At 34.4% G+C, this 18,749-nt stretch carries 18 protein-coding genes and 1 CRISPR repeat array (1 of these 19 running past the window's edge); of the genes, 13 read left to right on the top strand and 5 right to left on the bottom strand.

Translation table 11 applies throughout. The features are described from left to right. A CRISPR array of direct repeats spans positions 1 to 61; the repeat unit is 37 nt (it extends 829 nt beyond the left edge of the window). A gap of 179 nt (positions 62 to 240) precedes the next feature. From UNSWCS_RS05840 to UNSWCS_RS05780, 13 genes are all read left to right on the top strand, one after another. Then, complete coding sequence (locus UNSWCS_RS05840; RefSeq protein WP_021087712.1) at positions 241 to 909, top strand: hypothetical protein; 669 nt, start codon at positions 241 to 243, stop codon at positions 907 to 909. Between the two features lie 144 nt (positions 910 to 1,053). Further along, the gene (locus tag UNSWCS_RS05835; RefSeq protein WP_021087710.1) at positions 1,054 to 2,565 is read left to right on the top strand and encodes a Cas10/Cmr2 second palm domain-containing protein; all 1,512 of its coding nucleotides are present in this window, start codon (positions 1,054 to 1,056) and stop codon (positions 2,563 to 2,565) included. Then, positions 2,562 to 3,113, top strand: coding sequence for an RAMP superfamily CRISPR-associated protein (locus UNSWCS_RS05830; RefSeq protein ID WP_021087725.1), 552 nt, complete (start codon positions 2,562 to 2,564; stop codon positions 3,111 to 3,113). Before UNSWCS_RS05835 ends, UNSWCS_RS05830 begins: the two co-directional genes overlap by 4 nt. Then, positions 3,113 to 4,597 carry a hypothetical protein gene (locus UNSWCS_RS05825; RefSeq protein WP_021087715.1) on the top strand — a complete coding sequence of 495 codons (1,485 nt, stop codon included), beginning with the start codon at positions 3,113 to 3,115 and terminating at the stop codon, positions 4,595 to 4,597. The genes UNSWCS_RS05830 and UNSWCS_RS05825 overlap by 1 nt, the downstream gene beginning before the upstream one ends. Further along, the gene (locus tag UNSWCS_RS05820; protein ID WP_021087722.1) at positions 4,594 to 5,898 is read left to right on the top strand and encodes an RAMP superfamily CRISPR-associated protein; all 1,305 of its coding nucleotides are present in this window, start codon (positions 4,594 to 4,596) and stop codon (positions 5,896 to 5,898) included. The genes UNSWCS_RS05825 and UNSWCS_RS05820 overlap by 4 nt, the downstream gene beginning before the upstream one ends. After that, entirely contained in the window at positions 5,885 to 6,307 is a 423-nt protein-coding gene (locus UNSWCS_RS05815) for a TIGR04423 family type III CRISPR-associated protein (protein WP_021087727.1), read from the top strand. Before UNSWCS_RS05820 ends, UNSWCS_RS05815 begins: the two co-directional genes overlap by 14 nt. Continuing rightward, complete coding sequence (locus UNSWCS_RS05810; protein ID WP_021087718.1) at positions 6,304 to 8,043, top strand: TIGR03986 family CRISPR-associated RAMP protein; 1,740 nt, start codon at positions 6,304 to 6,306, stop codon at positions 8,041 to 8,043. The genes UNSWCS_RS05815 and UNSWCS_RS05810 overlap by 4 nt, the downstream gene beginning before the upstream one ends. 1 nt (position 8,044) lies before the next feature. Next, positions 8,045 to 8,839, top strand: coding sequence for a hypothetical protein (locus UNSWCS_RS05805; protein ID WP_021087723.1), 795 nt, complete (start codon positions 8,045 to 8,047; stop codon positions 8,837 to 8,839). 3 nt (positions 8,840 to 8,842) lie between these two features. After that, positions 8,843 to 10,141, top strand: a complete 1,299-nt coding sequence (locus UNSWCS_RS05800; RefSeq protein WP_021087743.1) for a CRISPR-associated DxTHG motif protein — start codon at positions 8,843 to 8,845, stop codon at positions 10,139 to 10,141. Further along, a complete protein-coding gene (gene csx20, locus UNSWCS_RS05795) occupies positions 10,138 to 10,521 on the top strand; it encodes a CRISPR-associated protein Csx20 (protein WP_035143591.1) in 384 nt (127 codons plus the stop codon). The genes UNSWCS_RS05800 and csx20 overlap by 4 nt, the downstream gene beginning before the upstream one ends. Further along, positions 10,521 to 11,522: a helix-turn-helix transcriptional regulator gene (locus UNSWCS_RS05790; RefSeq protein ID WP_021087734.1), complete on the top strand. Its 1,002-nt coding sequence runs from the start codon at positions 10,521 to 10,523 to the stop codon at positions 11,520 to 11,522. The genes csx20 and UNSWCS_RS05790 overlap by 1 nt, the downstream gene beginning before the upstream one ends. 220 nt (positions 11,523 to 11,742) lie before the next feature. Further along, positions 11,743 to 12,132, top strand: coding sequence for a hypothetical protein (locus tag UNSWCS_RS05785; protein WP_035143590.1), 390 nt, complete (start codon positions 11,743 to 11,745; stop codon positions 12,130 to 12,132). Between the two features lie 16 nt (positions 12,133 to 12,148). Continuing rightward, on the top strand, positions 12,149 to 12,556 hold the full coding sequence (locus UNSWCS_RS05780; RefSeq protein ID WP_155242301.1) for a hypothetical protein: 408 nt from the start codon (positions 12,149 to 12,151) through the stop codon (positions 12,554 to 12,556). A 332-nt stretch (positions 12,557 to 12,888) separates the two neighbouring features. Here UNSWCS_RS05780 and UNSWCS_RS11505 read toward each other — a convergent pair whose 3' ends face one another. The 5 genes from UNSWCS_RS11505 to UNSWCS_RS11820 form a co-directional block, all read right to left on the bottom strand. Beyond that, positions 12,889 to 13,458 (bottom strand): hypothetical protein, encoded by a 570-nt coding sequence (locus tag UNSWCS_RS11505; protein WP_021087746.1) that lies wholly within the window; start codon positions 13,456 to 13,458, stop codon positions 12,889 to 12,891. A gap of 2 nt (positions 13,459 to 13,460) precedes the next feature. Beyond that, positions 13,461 to 15,485 (bottom strand): hypothetical protein, encoded by a 2,025-nt coding sequence (locus tag UNSWCS_RS05770; protein ID WP_021087714.1) that lies wholly within the window; start codon positions 15,483 to 15,485, stop codon positions 13,461 to 13,463. A 141-nt stretch (positions 15,486 to 15,626) separates the two neighbouring features. After that, positions 15,627 to 17,915, bottom strand: a complete 2,289-nt coding sequence (locus UNSWCS_RS05765) for a hypothetical protein (protein WP_200862618.1) — start codon at positions 17,913 to 17,915, stop codon at positions 15,627 to 15,629. A gap of 11 nt (positions 17,916 to 17,926) precedes the next feature. Beyond that, entirely contained in the window at positions 17,927 to 18,097 is a 171-nt protein-coding gene (locus UNSWCS_RS12350) for a hypothetical protein (RefSeq protein WP_021087748.1), read from the bottom strand. Positions 18,098 to 18,373: 276 nt separating this feature from the next. Next, entirely contained in the window at positions 18,374 to 18,550 is a 177-nt protein-coding gene (locus UNSWCS_RS11820) for a hypothetical protein (RefSeq protein ID WP_021087735.1), read from the bottom strand. Positions 18,551 to 18,749: the final 199 nt, after the last annotated feature.

Here is an 18,749-nt window from a genome sequence, read left to right as displayed (position 1 = left end):
CTTCAAACATAGCTATTGGTTCGTATTAGATACAAATTTCCCCAATCTAGGGGATTGAAGCAAGCAGGTGTATCTAGCATAGTTCTCAAGTATTAGTTCATAGATATATTTCATTTTAGTTATTTTTTAGTTGATATATAAAAAAATAATCATCATATTGACTATATATGACAACGAAACTTTTTATAATTGCCTCCGAAGTTGATGCTAAAGCGTCAATAAAAAAATTAAGGAGTTTTTATGAAAAAGATCGCATTATCTTTAATGGTTGCAGGAGTTGTAAGCTCTGCTTTTGCTAGTGAGGCTGCTAATCTAGCTAATATAGCACCTACTAATCACGACAAAGTTGCCATCGCGCTAGATACTTACTACAAAGGTACTGACATATGGGGCGCTTCCTCTTTTGCTCTTGGCTTTGATGGTAAATATGGCTTAGTGCAAGCTGCTAATGGCGAGCTATACTTCCGCTTAGCAGGTCATGCTGGCGTTAGAAGCAAGGATGTGCATAGATTTCTTGAGATAGGTGGCGGACTTGGCTGGTCTCAAAAGCTATCTGAAAATCAGTTTGTAGCACTTGAGACAAACTACAAATATGGTCTTGTTACTGGCGACATTGGCAGTGATCTTAAAAACTGGCGAGAATACGGCGTGCAAGCAACATACGGCTATAGAGTGGCTGAGTGGCTAAGTGTCGGCGTGAGTGGGTCTTACGATAAAACTCAATATGATCTATATGCCATCAAAAATATCAAAGGCTCTACATACGGCTTTGGCGTGCCTATATCTATAAGTATCTCGAAGGGAGCAAACCTTAATATATATGGCGGCTATCAAAGCCAAAGGCTAGATGGTAGCGACCTAAAAAAGGGACAACCTATAGTGACTTTGGGCATCACAGCGAAATTTTAGTTCATAGTAGCCAAGGCGTATGCTTTGGCTAAATATTTCTTTTTAGAAATATTTTTAACTAAATTTGCAAGCCTTAACTCTTTTTAAGTAAATGAAATATGAATTTAAATAAAATGTCAAATATGATGCAAAAAAGGAGACTATATGGAGTACCTATATGGTATGAGCATTCAAGGGATACAAGAATACATCTACTCTACAAACAAACTACAAGAGATAGTTGGCGCAAGTGAAATAATCGACTCTTTAGGGCAAAAAAATAAAGATAAGAAAAAAGACGATGGGCCATTGTTTGCTATATTTGACGAGCTAAAAGAGAGTGGCTTGATTAAGGAAATTTTACTAAATGCTGCTGGAAATTTCAGAGCTATAGTAAATGGCAAAGAAAATTTAAGCAAGATAGTCCTTGAGCTACCTAAAAAAATAATGCAAAATGCTTATGGTATCACGGTCTCTCAAGCTGCTGTTAAGTACGATGGATATAAAGAGTCTTCTAAAAAGCTCGAGGAAAATCTCAAAATCCAACGTAACCGCCCAACTCTGCCACTTGATATGAGTATAAATTTTATGCTTCTAGCGCCAAAAACTGCTAGGGGTGTTGTAAAATTTAGTGATGATAGGCTAGACATCTCGTGCGTGCAAAAGAGAAAGTCGCATGATAGATGGTTTAACAAACGCCGAACAGAGCACAACGAAGAAGATGACATTAAATTTGCTGAGCTAAAAGAGTTTAGCGATATCTCAAATAAGAAACATAAACTAGCAGTTATCCACGCTGATGGCAACGGCCTTGGGGTGCTAGTAAAAAACCTAGCGCAGATCGTGGATAGCATTGGTAAAACAGAAGCTATAGTTAATTTTTCAGAGGCACTAGATAGATCTACAAAGTCTACATTTGCTAATGCCAAAAAAAGGACAAAAGAGACATTTGGTGATAGTTTAAAGATAAAGGCGCTGATACTAAGTGGCGATGATATGACGGCAGTTTGTGACGCAGATATTGCACTGGAATTTACTAAAAATTTCATAGAGGAATTTGAAAATGCAACCGAAAGAGAAAAGTCTTATATCGGGCGAAAACTAACAATGTGTGCTGGCATAGCATACTGCAATGAGAAATTTCCATTTCACTACGCTGTTAGCCTAGCTGAGGAGCTTTGTGGGATGGCCAAAAAACACTCTAAAAATAAATACCCAAAAGAGAGCGCTGCTCCAAGCTGCGTGATGTTTCATAATGTCCAAAGCTCAAATTTCCAAAGCTGGGATAATTTCATAAAAGATGAGCTTACGATAAAAAACAAAAGCAATAACATCAGATGCGACTTTGGTCCATACTATCTAAATAAAGATGGCGAAGCAAATATAGATGCTTTTGTAAATTTAGCAAAAATTTACAGTGGCGAAAAAAGTCCAAAAGGCAAGCTAAGAGAGTGGATAAAAGAGCTTGGCGTAAATGAGAATTTAGCCAAGATGATGCTAGATAGGATAAACGATATGCTTGAAAATAGGGGTAAATTTGATAAGGCTTTGGATGAGTTTTACAAAGGGCTATCTTGTGAGAATTTGATAATAGAAAAAGATCAGTCGCAAAAAACTCCGATCTATGATCTGCTACAAATTTTATCTGCTACTTATAGTCTGGGAGGCAAAAAATGACAATAAGTTATGAGCTTAAATTTTTCGACTACTGGCACGTTAGTAGTGGGCTTAGTGGCGGTGCTGCCTTAGATAGCTATGTGGTTAAAGATAGCTTTGGACTTCCTTATGTCCCTGGAAAGACCATAAAAGGCTTGGTGCGCGAGATGGCAGAGCTGTTTTGGAGCAAAGAGGATATAGATAGATGCTTTGGCTCAAGAGGCAATGAAAATAAGCAAGACGACAATAATGACACAACGCAGGCGCAATGCTACTTTAGCAGTGCGGTGTTGGATCAAAAAACGGCTGATGAGATCGTAGCAAACAATCTTTCGCATAATCTCTTTGACGTCATCTCATCAACTATGGTTGATAAAAATGGCATAGCTGTTGATAAGTCGCTAAGAGATATCGAGGTGGTTTTACCTATTAGCCTAAAAGGGACGATAGAAAACGTAGATGAGAAATTTGCCAAAGAGCTGGAGCGATCTTTAAAGATGATAAAGAGGATGGGGCTAAATCGCAACAGAGGCCTTGGCAGATGTGAATTTGTAGTAAAGGGGTTATGATGAGAGAGCTAAAATTTGAGATAACTTTTAAAAGTCCGATCATACTGCAAGCAGCTTCAAATACACAGGGCAAGATGAGCCTGCTTGACTTTATCCCTGGAAGTGCATTTTTGGGTATGGTGGCTAGCAGATATAATGAATTTAGCGATCCATTTAAAATTTTTCATAGTGGGGCGGTGAAATTTTGTGATGCGTCGCCTATTAAAGATGGCAAGGAATTTTTTAAGATCCCGCTCTCTTATTTTCACGAAAAGCTTGATAGTAGCAAAATTTATAACCATCATCTGCTTTGTAAATATAACGCTAACGATAGGGATAAATTTGAGGATTTTATCCAGCTAAAACAGATGAGAAGTGGCTATATAAATGACGAAAACGAGCAGCTAAGCTTTGTCTATGACTTTTCTCAAAAAAGTGCCTATGATAAAAAAGCAAGACGATCTAAAGATAGTCAAATGTATGGCTATGAGGCGTTTAGAGCTGGGCAAAAGTGGAAATTTGGCGTTAAATTTGATGAAAGTGTTAGTCAAAATGAGATAGATCTAGTAAAAGAAACTCTTGAGTGCTCAACTAGACTTGGCAAGTCAAAGAGTGCTGAATATGGAGCTGTAAAGATAGAATTTATCGGCGAGCAAAAAGATGAAAATAAAAATTTTACGCCACCAGAAAAATATACTTTTATATATGCTAAATCCAGACTTGCACTTACCGACGAAAACGGCAACCCAAGCTACGATGTAAAGTATATATTGCCAAATTTGAGCCAAAACAATATCGACTATGGCAAAACACAGATCAGAGTGTCTCAATTTACCCCTTATAACGGCACTAGAGCTACAAAAGACTATGAGAGAATTTGTATAAATAAGGGTAGCGTCATCGCACTAAAAGATCTAAGTAGCGAGCAGATAGCTGGGCTAAAAAATGGCGTTGGAGCGTATTTGAGTGAAGGCTTTGGCGAAGTTTTGATAAATCCGCTATTTTTAAGTGGTGGAGATGAGAAAGATAGAGCGATAAGCTTTAAAAATGATGAAATAGATGAGCCAGCAAGCGTGAAAGTCGAGATAAAAAGCGATTTGGCTAACTTCTTAAGTAAAAAGGAAAAAGATAGAGCGCAAACTCTTACGATAGCTGAGGATGTAGCTAAATTTATAGATGCTAATAAGTCTAAATTTAGCGATATATCAAACTCTCAGTGGGGAGCGATAAGGTCGATATGTAGAGATGTTGCTACTAACGATAGTGTGCTTGACGACAAAGAGGCTAAAATCAGCAACCAAACCGCCGAAGAAAAAGACAAAAATATAGCTGGTCAGATATCCAAATTTATACGTAATGGCGTTAGAAAAGCGAACTGGGATTGTGAAAAAGAAACTGGCAATGGACATGTGCTTTTAAAAGCCATAAAAGAGAGCAAAAATCCACTTAAATTTACACTGCTCTTATCGATGCAAATGCCAAAAGCCACAGGAGAAAAGAGATGAAAAGATTTTTAGCACACATTGTTATAGAGGCCAAAACTCCGCTAAAGGTTGGAGGTGGCAAGAATGATCTTTTTTACGATGCGCCTATACAAAGGGACTTCAATGGCCTGCCAATGATACTTGGCACTTCGGTCGCGGGGATACTAAGAAGAGCGTTTGAAGAGTATATCGGCGAAGAGGTGGCAAATGAAATTTTTGGAACAAAAGGCAAAGATAGTAAAAATTTAGTTGGCTCAAGACTCGTGGTATCAAATGCGCTACTTGTCGATGAAAATGATATGGTTTGTGAAGAGTTGCTTTCAAAAAAGAGCAAATTTTTACAGCTTTTTGATAGCTTGCCTATCAGAGATCACGTCGCTATAAATGCAAATGGCACAGCAAAAGACGCTGGAAAATTTGATGAAGAGGTAGTTTTTAGCGGAAGTAGATTTAAATTTTCATTAGAACTTGCAGGAACAAAAGATGAGTTTGAAAAGATACTAAATTTGCTTTCAGATCCTGCTCTAAGGCTTGGTGGAGGAAGCTCAAAAGGCTTTGGTGCTTTGGCGATAAATGATATAAAATGGGGTGAATTTGATCTTTGTAACTATAAAAGTAGCTTAAATGATAGTCCCGAAGGCTTTGTAAATTTTGATCTAAAAAGCAAACCAAATGAGAATTTTTTAAGATATGAGCTTTCGATAGCTGCGGATGATTTTTTTATGTTTGGAAGCGGATTTGGTGATGCAGATGCTGACCACACGCCAGTGACTGAGAGTGTGGTTGATTATGAAACTAAAGAGCTTAGCAAGCAAAAGATTTTAATCCCTACTAGCTCAATCAAAGGTGCTTTATCGCATAGAACAGCGTTTCACTACAATAAAATAAAAAAAGAATTTGAAAACGATGGCAAGGTCGGTAGCGAAAATGAAGCTGTAAGAGAAATTTTTGGCTACGAAAAAAATAAAAACGAAAATGGCGCTAAAGGTAAAATTTTAATAAGCGACTGCTTTTTAAACTACAAACCAAGCAATGAGACAAAAGTCTTTGAGCATGTTAGTATAGACCGCTTCACTGGCGGAGCTATAGATGCGGCCTTGTTTCAAGAAAAAGCTGTCGCTAAAAAAGATAAATTTACGATAGAAATTTTACTTAGAAATGGTGTGAGTGACGACGCGCTAAGTGCATTTGAACAAAGCTTAGATGATGTGGTAAAAGGACGTTTATCACTTGGCGGAGCGACCACTAAGGGCTATGGATTTTTTAAAGGCAAAGCCACAAAAAATGGCGAAGAATTGGAGCTAAAAAATGAAAAAAAATAGAGATGAAATTTTAAAATATGTTAATGGTCTTGCTGGTTACGAAGGCTACATCCAACTAATGAGCGAAAAAATCGATGAAAAACATATCTTTTTTGCTGGAGAGAGAAGCCCTAGCCTTAGTGAAGGCGAGCTAATTTATGAGGCACATTTTTTTAGTTCAAGTCAAAATAAAAGTATATTTATACGCCAGATAAATGATGGATGGTTTGTTGATGAAACGGACCTAGACAGCGTAAAACTAAGTGAGGATGACGTAAAAGTCTTTTATACAAAGTCTAGCGACATCAAGATAAAAATGGCTCAAATTTGGATAGAAGAGAATGACGAGCTTTGCGAAGGACTACCTGTTTTGAAATTTAAAAAGTCTGCTTTTGCTGGTTTTATAAGAGATAAAAAGGATGAAAAATGATAACCGCTCCTTATAATTTTGTACCACTAAATGAAAAAATATTTTACCCGCCTTGGGTTAGTGAAGACATACTTAAAAACATCCACGACGTGCCATTTAAAGATGGTGAAAGCGGCGTAATAGAGGTCGAGACAACAGCAAAAAGTCCTATTTTTATAAAGGATAGTAAAAATCGCACCGAATTTTGTCACTTTACAAACGAAAATGGTGGCAAAGAGTACTACATACCTGCAACTAGCATAAAAGGAATGATACGAAATGTCCTTGAGATAATGAGCTTTAGTAAAATTCGTATAGACGAAGGGAAGCATAAAAAACATCTTAGTGTTAGGGACATGACGGATAGAAAAAATTTAGTCGGACAGGCTGATGGTTGTGGCTTTTTAGTTAAAAATGGCAATAGTTATATGATTGAAGAATGTGTAGATATTCGAACAATAAATTTACGCAATGACGAAAATTATAAGGACATAAAAAAACTAGAAACTGCTAAGGATAAATACACAAAATTTGGCTTATTAAAAGAGATAAATTTTACTCCTTATAATGAGAAGTCGCAAAATAGATCAGGGCAAAATATAACCATTAAGCGAGCTAAATTTGATAGGCAAGGAATAATAGGCATTTTAGTTTTTACGGGTCAAATAGGGAATAAAACACACGAATTTATCTTTGCTAAAAGCGGTAACAAATTTGCGTTAGATAAGAGGGTTTTTGAAAATTTTAAAAGTGTATATTTTGATGACGAAGAATCAATAGATGGTCAATTTTGGAAAAAGCAGTTTAATAAAGGTATGCCAGTACCAATTTTTTACAACAAGGACAAAACTGCTATTGGCTTAACGCAACTTTTTAAACTAGCTTACAAAAAAACCATTTTTGAAGCAGCTAAGCAGGCAGGTGACGAAACAAAATTTGATCTTGCTGAGACTATTTTTGGAACAGTTAGGGGCAAAAAGGCTCTAAAAGGACGAGTATATTTCTCACATTTTAAATCAACAATTGAGAGATTTGAAGCTCAAAAGACCGAACAAGGGATATTTGGCACACCAAATCCTAGCTATTATCCAAACTACTTAGAGCAAAATGGTAGTAAATACATAACACTTATGGACACAACTGCTAGGATAAGAGGCTATAAACGATATCCTTTACACTATGGAGTAGAGCAACTAAACATAGGAAACGGCAACAAAGATATGGTGGTTGAGTTTAAGCCGCTTCCAGCAAATAGCGTATTTAAAGGCAAAATCGTATTTCACAACCTTAAAAAAGTCGAAATAGGAGCACTAATAAGTGCTATAACTTTTCATGGTAGAAGTGATAAATGTATGCATAATATTGGCTTTGCAAAGCCCTATGGATATGGTAAAATAGATATTAAACTTACATTAAAAGACCTAAAATATAGCCAAGACGAATATCTAAAAGAATTTGAAAAACAAATGAATGAATTTGTACCAAATTGGCTTAATACAAAACAACTAACTGAGCTTAGATCAATGGCAAGCACTAGCTATAAGGCATCAAGGCTACTTCAATATCAACAACTAGAAAATCCAAAGTCAGATTATTTAAAAAATACTGGAGTAGAGAAAAACGAATTTAATGGAGCTAAAAATTATAGCGAGAGCTTAAACGAATACTCAAAAATGATTATATATACAAAGCCTCAAAAAAAGCAGAATAATCAAAATAATCAAAGCCGCTGGAACTACGGAAAAGGAAGAATATAGAATGAATAAATACCAAAATAGAGAACTTCAAAAAATAATTGTTTCGCTTCTTGGAAGCTCACTTTTGGGTGTTAAAGCGTTTTTGATAATAACTGGGGTGGCTGTCTTTTTTGCGTGGCTGCCTGATGGCATGTCTGCATTGCTAGATAAAATTTTTGGAGGAGAAATTTTTAGCTGGAGCGCAAAAGATGGAACTATGCTAGTTCAAATTTTAGGCTCGATTGCAATATTCTTGCTAGTTAAGCAAATAATCCCAAAAAATGTTGCTAATGTAGAGATAAGCATAAATAATGAACCTAAAAAAACAAAAGCATTGGTGCTATTTTTAAGTCCGAATTCAAGCGAAGAAGAAAAGTTGGAAAAATTTAAAAGCCTTGAAGACTTTAAATCTAACAACTATTTTATGCCTCTTACTGCGATTGACTACCATAAAGATAGGCTCACAAAGTTAGTCATCGCTTGCTCTAATCAGTCCTTTAATGATAAGGATAAATTTTTAAAATGTGTGCAAAATATTTTTGGCAGCAAGATCGCAAAAATTATAGAGATAAAGAATGCTGGTGACTTCGAAAAAGCTAAAAATGTCTATGATTTTTTAGAAAATACATATGAAGAGCTTAAAAAAGAGGGCTTTAAAGAGGATGATATCGTATTTGACGTTACCGGTGGCCAAAAAGTAATAGCCATAGCTGGAGCAATGTTTGCGATACCAAATGATAGGCATTTACAGTATGTTTCTACAAATGATTATAGTGTTAAACACTATGATTTGACCTATATAAAAAATGAGGAGTGAGATATGAAAGTCGTAACATTTTTGGGTACTATCAAAAAAGCAGAAGATCATGACGTACCTATTTATAGATATGATAACAAACTAAAAGAGCTATACTCTTTAAAAAGAGAGAGATATGTAAATATGCTTCCTCTATTGATAGACAATTTTGAATCAAAAAATATTGTGCCAATCTTTACAGAAAAAGCTCGAAAGATTCAGTCTGAAGTTTTAAAAGATGAGCTAGGAAATAGCTATGATGAGATATTTAATAATGAAAATTTAATAGAAGGCGAAAAAGACTTTTACGATATCTTGCGTATCATAAATAATGCAACATCAGGCGATAAAGAATACATAATAGACCTAACTCATGGATTTAGACATATCCCGATCTTGGCAACTATTTCACTTATTTCTCAAAGTTTAAATAATACAGACAAAATTAAACATATATTTTTTGCAAAAGAGAAGACTACTGGAAAAGAGTATGAGATAATAGACCTAAAAGAGTATCTGGAGCTTGCAAATATGTCATACGTATTAGAGACTTTTGATAAAAATTATACTGTTTCATTCGTGGCTTCATTTGAAAACGAAGATTTTGAAAATTTGAGAGGCGAGCTAGCAAAATTTTCTAACTATATTCTTTCTAACTCATTACAAGCACTTAAAAATAGCTTTGATATAGTCTTGGAATACATAGAAAATATTAAAAAGAATGAACAAATTTTTATTTTTAAATCCAGCCTTGATAGAATTAAAGAACACATAGAAGAGCTAAAGAGTATTAGCAGAAAGAGGGATTTTCAAAAGCTATACGAGATGTCTGAGGTTCTTAACAAAAAGGGCTACTTATTAAATGCTATAACTTTGTTATTTGAGGCTATTGGAAGCTATTGTAATGAAGGTATAGAAAAAATTAATCCAACAATAGAGAGTTATGTAAGAGAATTTAGAAACAGTGATATTTTCAATCATTATGATTTGACAAATCAATCAAGGAATCTTGTTAAAATAGGCACCAGAATGAACTCTTACCTATTCGGCATTGAAAAAGCTCGAAAGCATTTTGAATTTAGTGAACAAAAGTCTAGAGAATATTTGAGCGAAATTAAAAGATTAATAGTTGAAGAAATAGAAAAAGCACAAAGTATTAAAGAATTTAGAGAATTTATAGTTGATGCCGAGAGATTAAGAAATAATTTGGCACACGGTAATAGTAGTGAAGAGATTGAGAATCCGAAATTAAATTTTAAACGACTTTTAATTGACTTTAAAAGATTTTGTCTAGATGAAGATATTTTTGGCGTAACAAAATGAAAACTCTTTTTATTTTAATGAATCACGCTCTAACACCAGAACAAGAAGAGGATGCGAGAGAAAATTTAAAAATTGAGAAATTTGTAAATATAGCTGATGCAAAGTGGAGTGACATAGATCCGTTTGAAAAAAGTGTAGTAAATATCGTAAATATCTACAAAGATAGACTTACGGGGCAGGCTAATGCAGGCGATGTGTTATTGGTTCAAGGTGACTTTGGAGCAACATATAACATGATAAAATTCGCAAAAAATATGGGTTTAACCGTCGTATATGCTACTACAAAGCGTATTATAGTAAGCGAATATATAGAAAACGGAAAAGTCGTAACAAAACGAGAATTTAAACATGCAAGATTTAGAGAATATGAGGATTTATAATGGCAGAGTTAAACAATAAAACATTAATTATTTTTGAAATTTTAAAAAAATTAGTAAAAAAACGAGAAATTTATCCATCAGACACAGAGCTTTTGGATGAATTTGGCATACAAGAAAGAACGCTAAGAAGATATATAGAAGAGATCAAAATTTTATTCGGGGATTCATTTATAGTGGAAAATAAGCTTGTAAAAAATGCCAAAAAACCTATGGGTGTATTAAGAGTAGCTGATAAGAATAAAGACATAATCATCGTTTTAGAGTATCTTTTAAAAAATAGCGACAATCTAGGCTGGTTAATCACCTTACTAAACGAAAACGACCCTAGCTTATTGAAAGATTTAGAGCAACATGAAAAAGAGGTATCTAAGCAGCTACAAGAAGATTCTGATATATTTTTATTTAAGACAAATCCTTTAGAAAATTTACAAGATGAGCCTAGCAAAAGGTATTTGAGTGAGCTTCGTAATGCAGTTGCAAACAGAGAATACCGAGACATTAAGTATAAATATATCGGTGAAGTCGAAAATTTAACCGATGCAAAATGCCTAAAAATAGTCTTTACTGATGGAAATTGGTATTTGGCTATAGAGGATGCTAACGAAAATTTTAGGCTTTTAAGGGTAGCTTTTATAGTATCTTTAACCAAAAGTTCAAAAAACTATCAAAAAAAGATTTTGTCAAAGTACAAAACATATTTTAATAAAATACAAAATGCTATGAGCTTGCCATCAAATACGCCACAAAGAGCAATGCTAAAAGCCTCTCCAAAGGTAGCTATATATTTTCGTAAAGGCATGAAGAGCTTTTTCCCATCTCAAAGATTTGAAAAGACTTTAGAGGATGGCAGTGTTACGTTTAGTATAGATTTTACTCAGGATATAGAAATTTTACCTTTCATAAAGAGATGGCTCCCAGATATCGAGATATTAGAGCCAAAAAGCCTAAGGGATAAATTTAAAGAGGATTTAAAAATTGCTCTTGATTTATTAGATAAATAATTTCAAATTTATAGCTTAATAGGCTATGGCAAACAATATTGAAAGAATTAATATAAGCTATCAATGTGTGGTAAATACATAAGCAAATATCAGTCTTATTATCCTGTTGCCATATTTATCTTACCATTAGTTATAGCCTCACAGCAAAACTATCCAGTTATGCAGTATTTATGTAAAAATAGTAAAATTGCATTTAATAAATAAACTTGGAGCATATACAATGTTTCACATATTAAATCCCAAATATAATGAATTATCAGAGCAAAATTTCAAAGAGACTATAGATGGGATCTGGGACTTTGTGGATACCAACAACAACCATATCCTATCAAACCCTCAAAACAAGATAAAGGGCAACAGACCGCTAATAACTAAAAAGAGATTTATAGATATGATGGAAATGGAGTGGACACCACTACAAGAGGAGATCAATTTCTCAAATTATCTATATTTAGCGATCAAAAATATGGAGAGTAAAATCAATGAATCCAGCCAGATCAATCAAGAACAAATAGAGCAGATCAAAAAAGAGTTAGTAAATTTACTAATAACGATCAACCACGACTGGGTGAATTGGAGCGATGACTTGCGATACGATAGAGCCAAGTGAAGAAGTGATAACTCGGATGAGAACTTATATCGAGAAACGTCTGGACGTGGAGCAACAAGAGATAATGAGATCAACGTATCCAGCACCTTCGAACATTCAATCAGGCGACTGGATGCACAGACTAACGATACTTTACCGCTGGACGACAGCTTTGGAGAACTTGGGGATGATAGACGACATCCAAGCCAGAGGGCTAGTGGACGAAGAGAAACTAGAGGAGCTAACTATAGCTCTATACAGGCAGGAGTATTGGGAGAAGGATATTCTTTGCGAGGATGGAGCGAAGAAATTAAGAGAGATGGGCAATACGGATTTGGAAATTTACAAGATAATGGGAGGACTATCGATATATAAAGAATATCTCAATCTGAGCGACGCGAGATATCCGATGAAAGAGATAAGAGAAAAACTACTAGGACATTAAAAGGATAAAATGCGGAAGAAAATTTTACACTAGATGAAAACACTTTACCCCTATGGCTTAAACAAGACTTAAAAAAGTTTTTGGATTGCAAAAACTCAAATGTTCATCCTAATTTTGATTTAAGCTTATACTGGAGCGAGCTTTATACAACAATAAACATATCTCAACTCAGTAAAGAAATTACAAAAGATGAAGCAGACTATTTAAGAAAAAAATATTTAGAAATTTGCTAGACACACATCCGCTATAGCATCTTAGAAATTTAAATTTCTATATCTGCTATGATTTGCAAATCAATTCTTTTCAAAGCAGTTATAGTTTTTCTTTGAAATTTAAGCTAGCTGCTGATATTGAGCTTGTTCTTGAAGCAAGCTCTCATATTCGCTAAGCATATTATAAAACGTTGCTTTTTTAAGTCCTGATGCACTTATAAATTCTTTTGACGTTATCTCTTTGTTTTGCCATTTTTCATAAAGCTCACGCCAGTTTTGCGGAAAAATGAGCTTATTGCGCCCAACACTATAATTTTTATCAAGTGCCGATAATGAAATTTTCTCATTCCTTGCTAGCGTATATAAAGTTTGCAACACTGCCATATTTACGGCATAGTTAGTGCCATCTTTATAAGTTGGAGCAAGATCGTATATAAATAGTGAAATTTTGTTGTCTATGAAAAATTTTAACTCACTGGCAACATAACTTTGTGATAATGCAAGGCTAAAAATGCCTCCAACTATCACTATATCGCCTTGCTTTAAGCACTTTTTTAGGCGTTGGTACTCATTAAAAGAGCGCGTACTCTCACTGATGATCAAGACTTCCCCTGCTTCGTCTAAATATCTTAAAATGCTCCTAAGCCCTTTTATGTCGTCATTTTGCTTAGCATAAATATAAATTTTCATCACTAACTCCAAGTAAAAAAGCCAAAGCCTCCAAATTTTATACCCAGTCGCTTTTCTAGCTCTGCCCTATCTAGGATGAGCTGATTTTTATCTTTTGTGCTTAGAATTTTAGCTTTCATCTCAGCAGGCAAAGTATTTACCCAGTTTTTACACTTATTTTTACTATCACTATCCGTACCTAGCTCTATAGTTACCTGTTTTTTGCTTATCTTAAATGCACTTTTACCGTGTTTATAAAATTCAGCGATCTCATTAAGCGAATCTTGTGCGATAAAACTAGCATTTACTGAATAATCAGCATTAAAACTAAGCGGCCTCATATAACTAGCTCGAGCATATCCAAAGTCATCTAAAATTTCAAGCAATACATTTGATGAGATGAGCATCACATCAGGATACCAAGTATCGTCCGTATCCCCTTGTATCATCAAGTCTAGTAGCTCTGAAATTTTAGGTAGCATTCTGCGTAGATACTCCCTGTAAAGTCCGTTACTTAGGCGAGATATGATTGCATTGCCTCTACCTTTGTAGGCGTTTTGATCGATATTGCTTGGTAAAGCTCCTTCAAATCTTAAAAATATCATACGTTTTCTAAGCGTTTCATCAGGGTCAAGTGCATCGTTTGAGGCAAAAAGTATCATCGGTTGATCTTGAAGTTGATGTTTTTCGCATTCCTCTGGGCTTTTTATAATATTTTTTAATCTGCTGATATAAGCATTGTCAATTTCATCTACAAACACTGGCAATGAGCAGTATCCTGCTTGTATATCTCTTATAAACGTGCTTTTGCAGCTCTCAGTGTTTAAATTTACGAGCCTTTTCCCACTCATCATCTTTAAAATAGCCGTGATAACAAAGGTCTTTCCGCAGTTTGCACTGCTTGAAGCAGCCAATAAAAACATAGGCAAGCTTGTAGTGCTTATATTTTTAAGATATGCAGTGCAGCGTATTTTTGCATGAAAAGGCGATGCAAACACCGCATTTAAGAGCTTAAAATGAGTATGTTTTATCTTTTCTTTATCTCCAACAAAATCATTAAAATTTTCAAGAAGCGCTAAAAGCTCGTCTATATCTCGCCTAACTTCATCAGGGCTCGGCTCTAAATTTAACTCATCATCATCTATAAATGCTCGCAAATTCTCATAGTCAAATTTTAAACGCGAGTAGTCTGCCTGCGGATTTATATTTTTAGCCTTTAAACTCTCTTTGTTTAAATTTAACTCAAATTTCTTAAGAGTTTTTGGAGAAATTTCAAAAAGCCCTTGTTTGTTCTTTAAATTTGTATCACCCACCAAAGCATCATATCTACCTTTTATTTTTTCATAATCTATTGCGTATTTAACACTATCAAGCTCTACATCCTCACGAATATGTTCTAAAATTATGACTTCGTTCTTCTCTTTTATCTCTTTTATGATTGCGTTTGATTTAAATGGATCATCGGTGTGCTTTGTAGTGATCACATCAAGTGGGAGGGCTTTGCAGCACGAGTAAAAAGTGTCAAATCTTTTACTATACTCATCAAAGCAAAACAGCGTATCATCATACGAGTAATGCTCCATTTGATCGCCTTCCCAAGCTCTTGCGCTCATATTTGCAGACGAGCTTATTACGCGTGTGGCGCCATTTTTAGAGTTACTTAGTATATAAATTTTACGGTGATCTACGCACGCAAGCGGCACCCTAAACTCAAGCCTTTGCCCCCTCATCATCTCTAATAAATTTTCAAATTTACCAACTTCTCTAGCCGCAATGTCCGCATCCGTAAGTGCTGCAACAATAAGATTTTGCATCGTCATATCTTTTTGCGTAAAAAAACTACCGCCTATTATTACTTTCGCATTTGTAAAATTTACAAGCAATTTATCGACAAATTTTAGCTCATATGAAAAAGTTATTGCCTTTATCGTATCATAACCATCAAAAAGTTCTTCACAAGATAGATAATTAATACTTATTAACTCATTTTTAAAGCAACATAGTTTTTCGTCACTAGGTTCATTAAATAAATTTTTCTCAAAATGCATAAAATTTCCTTTGTCTATAAATATATATTAATTTTTAGACATTATACATTTTTTGACTAACCTGTCAATACTAGAGATGGTTTTTAATAAATTTTTAGTCTTGAAGCAAAACACACCAATTACAAAAGGTCGTATGTTCCCCTACCCTACCTCTAGCTTAACCTCTTTGCTATCTAGTCCAACTCTTTGTTTTACTTCGTTAAATTTTTGGATAAATCTATTTTTATTCTCACTATCTATCAAATTTATCCCACTTTTTGCAGATGATGCTCTTTGTATATTGCTATTTATTGCATAAATTTTACATGGCTCTATATACGATCTATCTTTACCATCTATGCTCTGGTAGCATACTACACTTAGCTTATCATCTTCATATATATCTATATCCCCGCCACTTAAATTTGAGTTTATATAATAAACTCCTTTAGGCATATGCTCTACTTTCTCATATTTGCCCTCTTTACCAAAGATATCATTAGATAAGCTTGTATCAAAGCACATAGAACTATCCGTATGCTCAAACTCATATATGCAAAGCTTACCGTTAGAGTATTTTAAATAGATAGGTGCTTTTATATCTACTCTAATATGCGTCTTTCCAAAATTAGTATTAAACGCAGGTGATTTTAGATAGGCAAAAAACATTATGATATGGTTGCCATGATTTAGCTTCTTTAGTAGCTCTTTATCTTTTATATCATCTTTTGGACTAAAAGTGATCTTTTTGCCTTTAAATTTCTCTTCGCTTAAATTTATCGCCCCTGCTACCTTGCCTACCACCTCACTATTATATTTATCCTCTCTTATCACCTTATATGCCCAGTTTACCTCTTTGTAGTCATCGTCTCCCTTATTTGGTAGATAAACTGCCTCTAAATTTAAAGTATCCTTTATGCTTAGATTTGTAGCGTTAGTGTTTTCTGAGGTATTTAGCCTGATCTCAGTTATATTTTTTTGATAAGCGACTGTAGATACTTTGATATCAAACTCAGCACCTCCATCTTTTTTATCTTTACTAGCCAAAGTAACAACAGCAGTATCTTCTTTGGCATGTATCTCGGCAGTGTCATACCTTTTACTAAGATCAAATGTAGCTATGATAAATTGTGAAGTCTTTTTAAAGCCTGTAGAGTTTTTGTCTAAATTTATATTTATTCTAAATTTAGCCGTATATGAGTTTTTAGAGCTACTATTACTATCTGAGTCTTTATCATCGTTTTTCTTTAGGTAGTAAGAGGGATAGACTCTTTTATCTTCACCATTATGAAGATACACCTCTTTTATATCGCAGCTTTTACCTTCTTCATCCTCTATGATCAGATCACTCACTACTAGGTTGAAATTTCCTTCATTTTTTGTAGAGATACTATCAGTAGCGTCTGGTAGCCTTAGCTTTATATCAAACATACTTGAAGCCTTGTCGCTTCTTATGCTATAGCTGTTTTCTTTAGCAAAATTTAAGAGGTTAAAGTTCATTTTTTCAAAGAAGTTAAGAGTTATTACATTGCCGCTATTAAAGGCATATCTCTCATCTTGTGATATGAAAATGTCGTTAGCATTTTTATATATGATAGTCTCACCATTTGTAGAAGGCTTTATAAAGCTTATCTCTTCATCTCTTGAGTTTTTATTAGGCTCTCTTACATCTTGCTTATAGTTCATAAGCACTATCTCACTCTCATTGCTATTCCCATCTGGGTTTAAATTTGAACAATCAAGCGATGTGTTATCTGCTAAGACGATAGTAAAGGTTGTATTTTTTGGTTGGACAGGCATTACAGGAAGGGCTGAAACCGTTGGATATATAAGCAAGATATCTCTCTTAGCTTCAGGTTTAAACTCACCATTTTCTGCTCTTATCTTTAAAAGCTTATTTATCCTTGAGATATTATGGCTATTATCATCTTTTGTGGTGATCACATAGATATCTTCTAGCTTAAAGGTCTTTGAGGTGACATTTTTTAAAAGAGCATTTATCTTATCTGCAAAAAATTGCAAGATAGTGTTGTATTTTCTGTAGTGTGTATTGAAGTCAGCATTGCCATTTGAGTAGCCAGCTATAGTTCTATTGCCTTTAAATTCCTTAGTAGTCTCATAAGCTATAGCGTTTTGTAGATAGGTTATAGATGGCTCATCTTTATCTTTTATCTTTGCCACATTTAAAAGAGAGAATAGATCTAAGCACTCTTCAAAGGATATTGCGTTTATGCTTATATCTCTTAGTTCGTTTTCTTTGACCGCATTATTATTTTCATTACTTTCAAACAGCCCAAATTCATTTGACTCTGCAAATCTACGCTTAGCTATACCTATCTCATTGTCTGCATTACTCTTATACCTTATCTCATACCAAGCACCAAAGCGGTTTTTAGCTCTTAAGTGAGCTTTTAGTCCATTTCCTACAAGGCTTGGATTATTATATGTCATGCTCATTAGAGCTATATATCTTTTTCTTCTCCACCTATACCTACACACATGATATAGCTTCCAGCTGGAGCTCTGTCAAGTTGTGTATAGTAATAGTTTTTAGTGGTATTTAATTCCCTTTTTGCAATGTCTTTACCAAAAGCATTAATTAAAAATTTCTCATAAAACTCTTTATTCCCCATAGGGGGGGGGTATCTTTATTTACAGGCTTTGGAGGAGAGTCCATCCAGAATTTTTGTGTAAAGTAGTTATAGCATAGATCATTTGTACTATTTTATCGTTTATTAAAAAACCTGTTCTCCAATCGTATCTTTGCACTATGGATTTTGTGTTGCAATACTTATCTCTATACTTAACCCAGTCGATCTGACTTTGTTTTAGCTTTTCCAAATATGGCTTTATCTCCTCTTTTAGCCTCTTCATTCATGTAAGCAAGGTCATATTTACTCATCATTAGATCATATGCTTTTTTGCATATCTCTATCTACTCTTGATATATCTTCATCAGAGCATACTAGCTTTTCTACTCTCGTTTTAGCTTTAAAGCAATCAAAGCTATGCTGGATTTTTTCAATTGAGTAGAGGTTTAATGTGATGAGTAATGCGGATATAAAAATAAGTTTTAAATTTTTCATTAGAATTCCTTTTGCCGATAATAAAGTCTTGTTATTGTATCTTTTATGGGAATTATTAATCATAATTTAAAAGCTTATTTTAACGCAAATCATCTACTATTTCGTATTTGTCGCTACATTTTTCATATAAAATTTTTCTAAGCTCATTGATTTTTTGCATGTATTTTGCTTCGGATTCGGGACTAGCAAAGCCCTTATA

Source organism: Campylobacter concisus UNSWCS (assembly GCF_000466685.1).
In the GTDB taxonomy this organism is placed as follows: Bacteria; Campylobacterota; Campylobacteria; order Campylobacterales; family Campylobacteraceae; genus Campylobacter_A; species Campylobacter_A concisus_A.
Note: the sequence above shows the minus strand (reverse complement) of the source record. Positions and strands in the feature narration are given on the sequence as shown.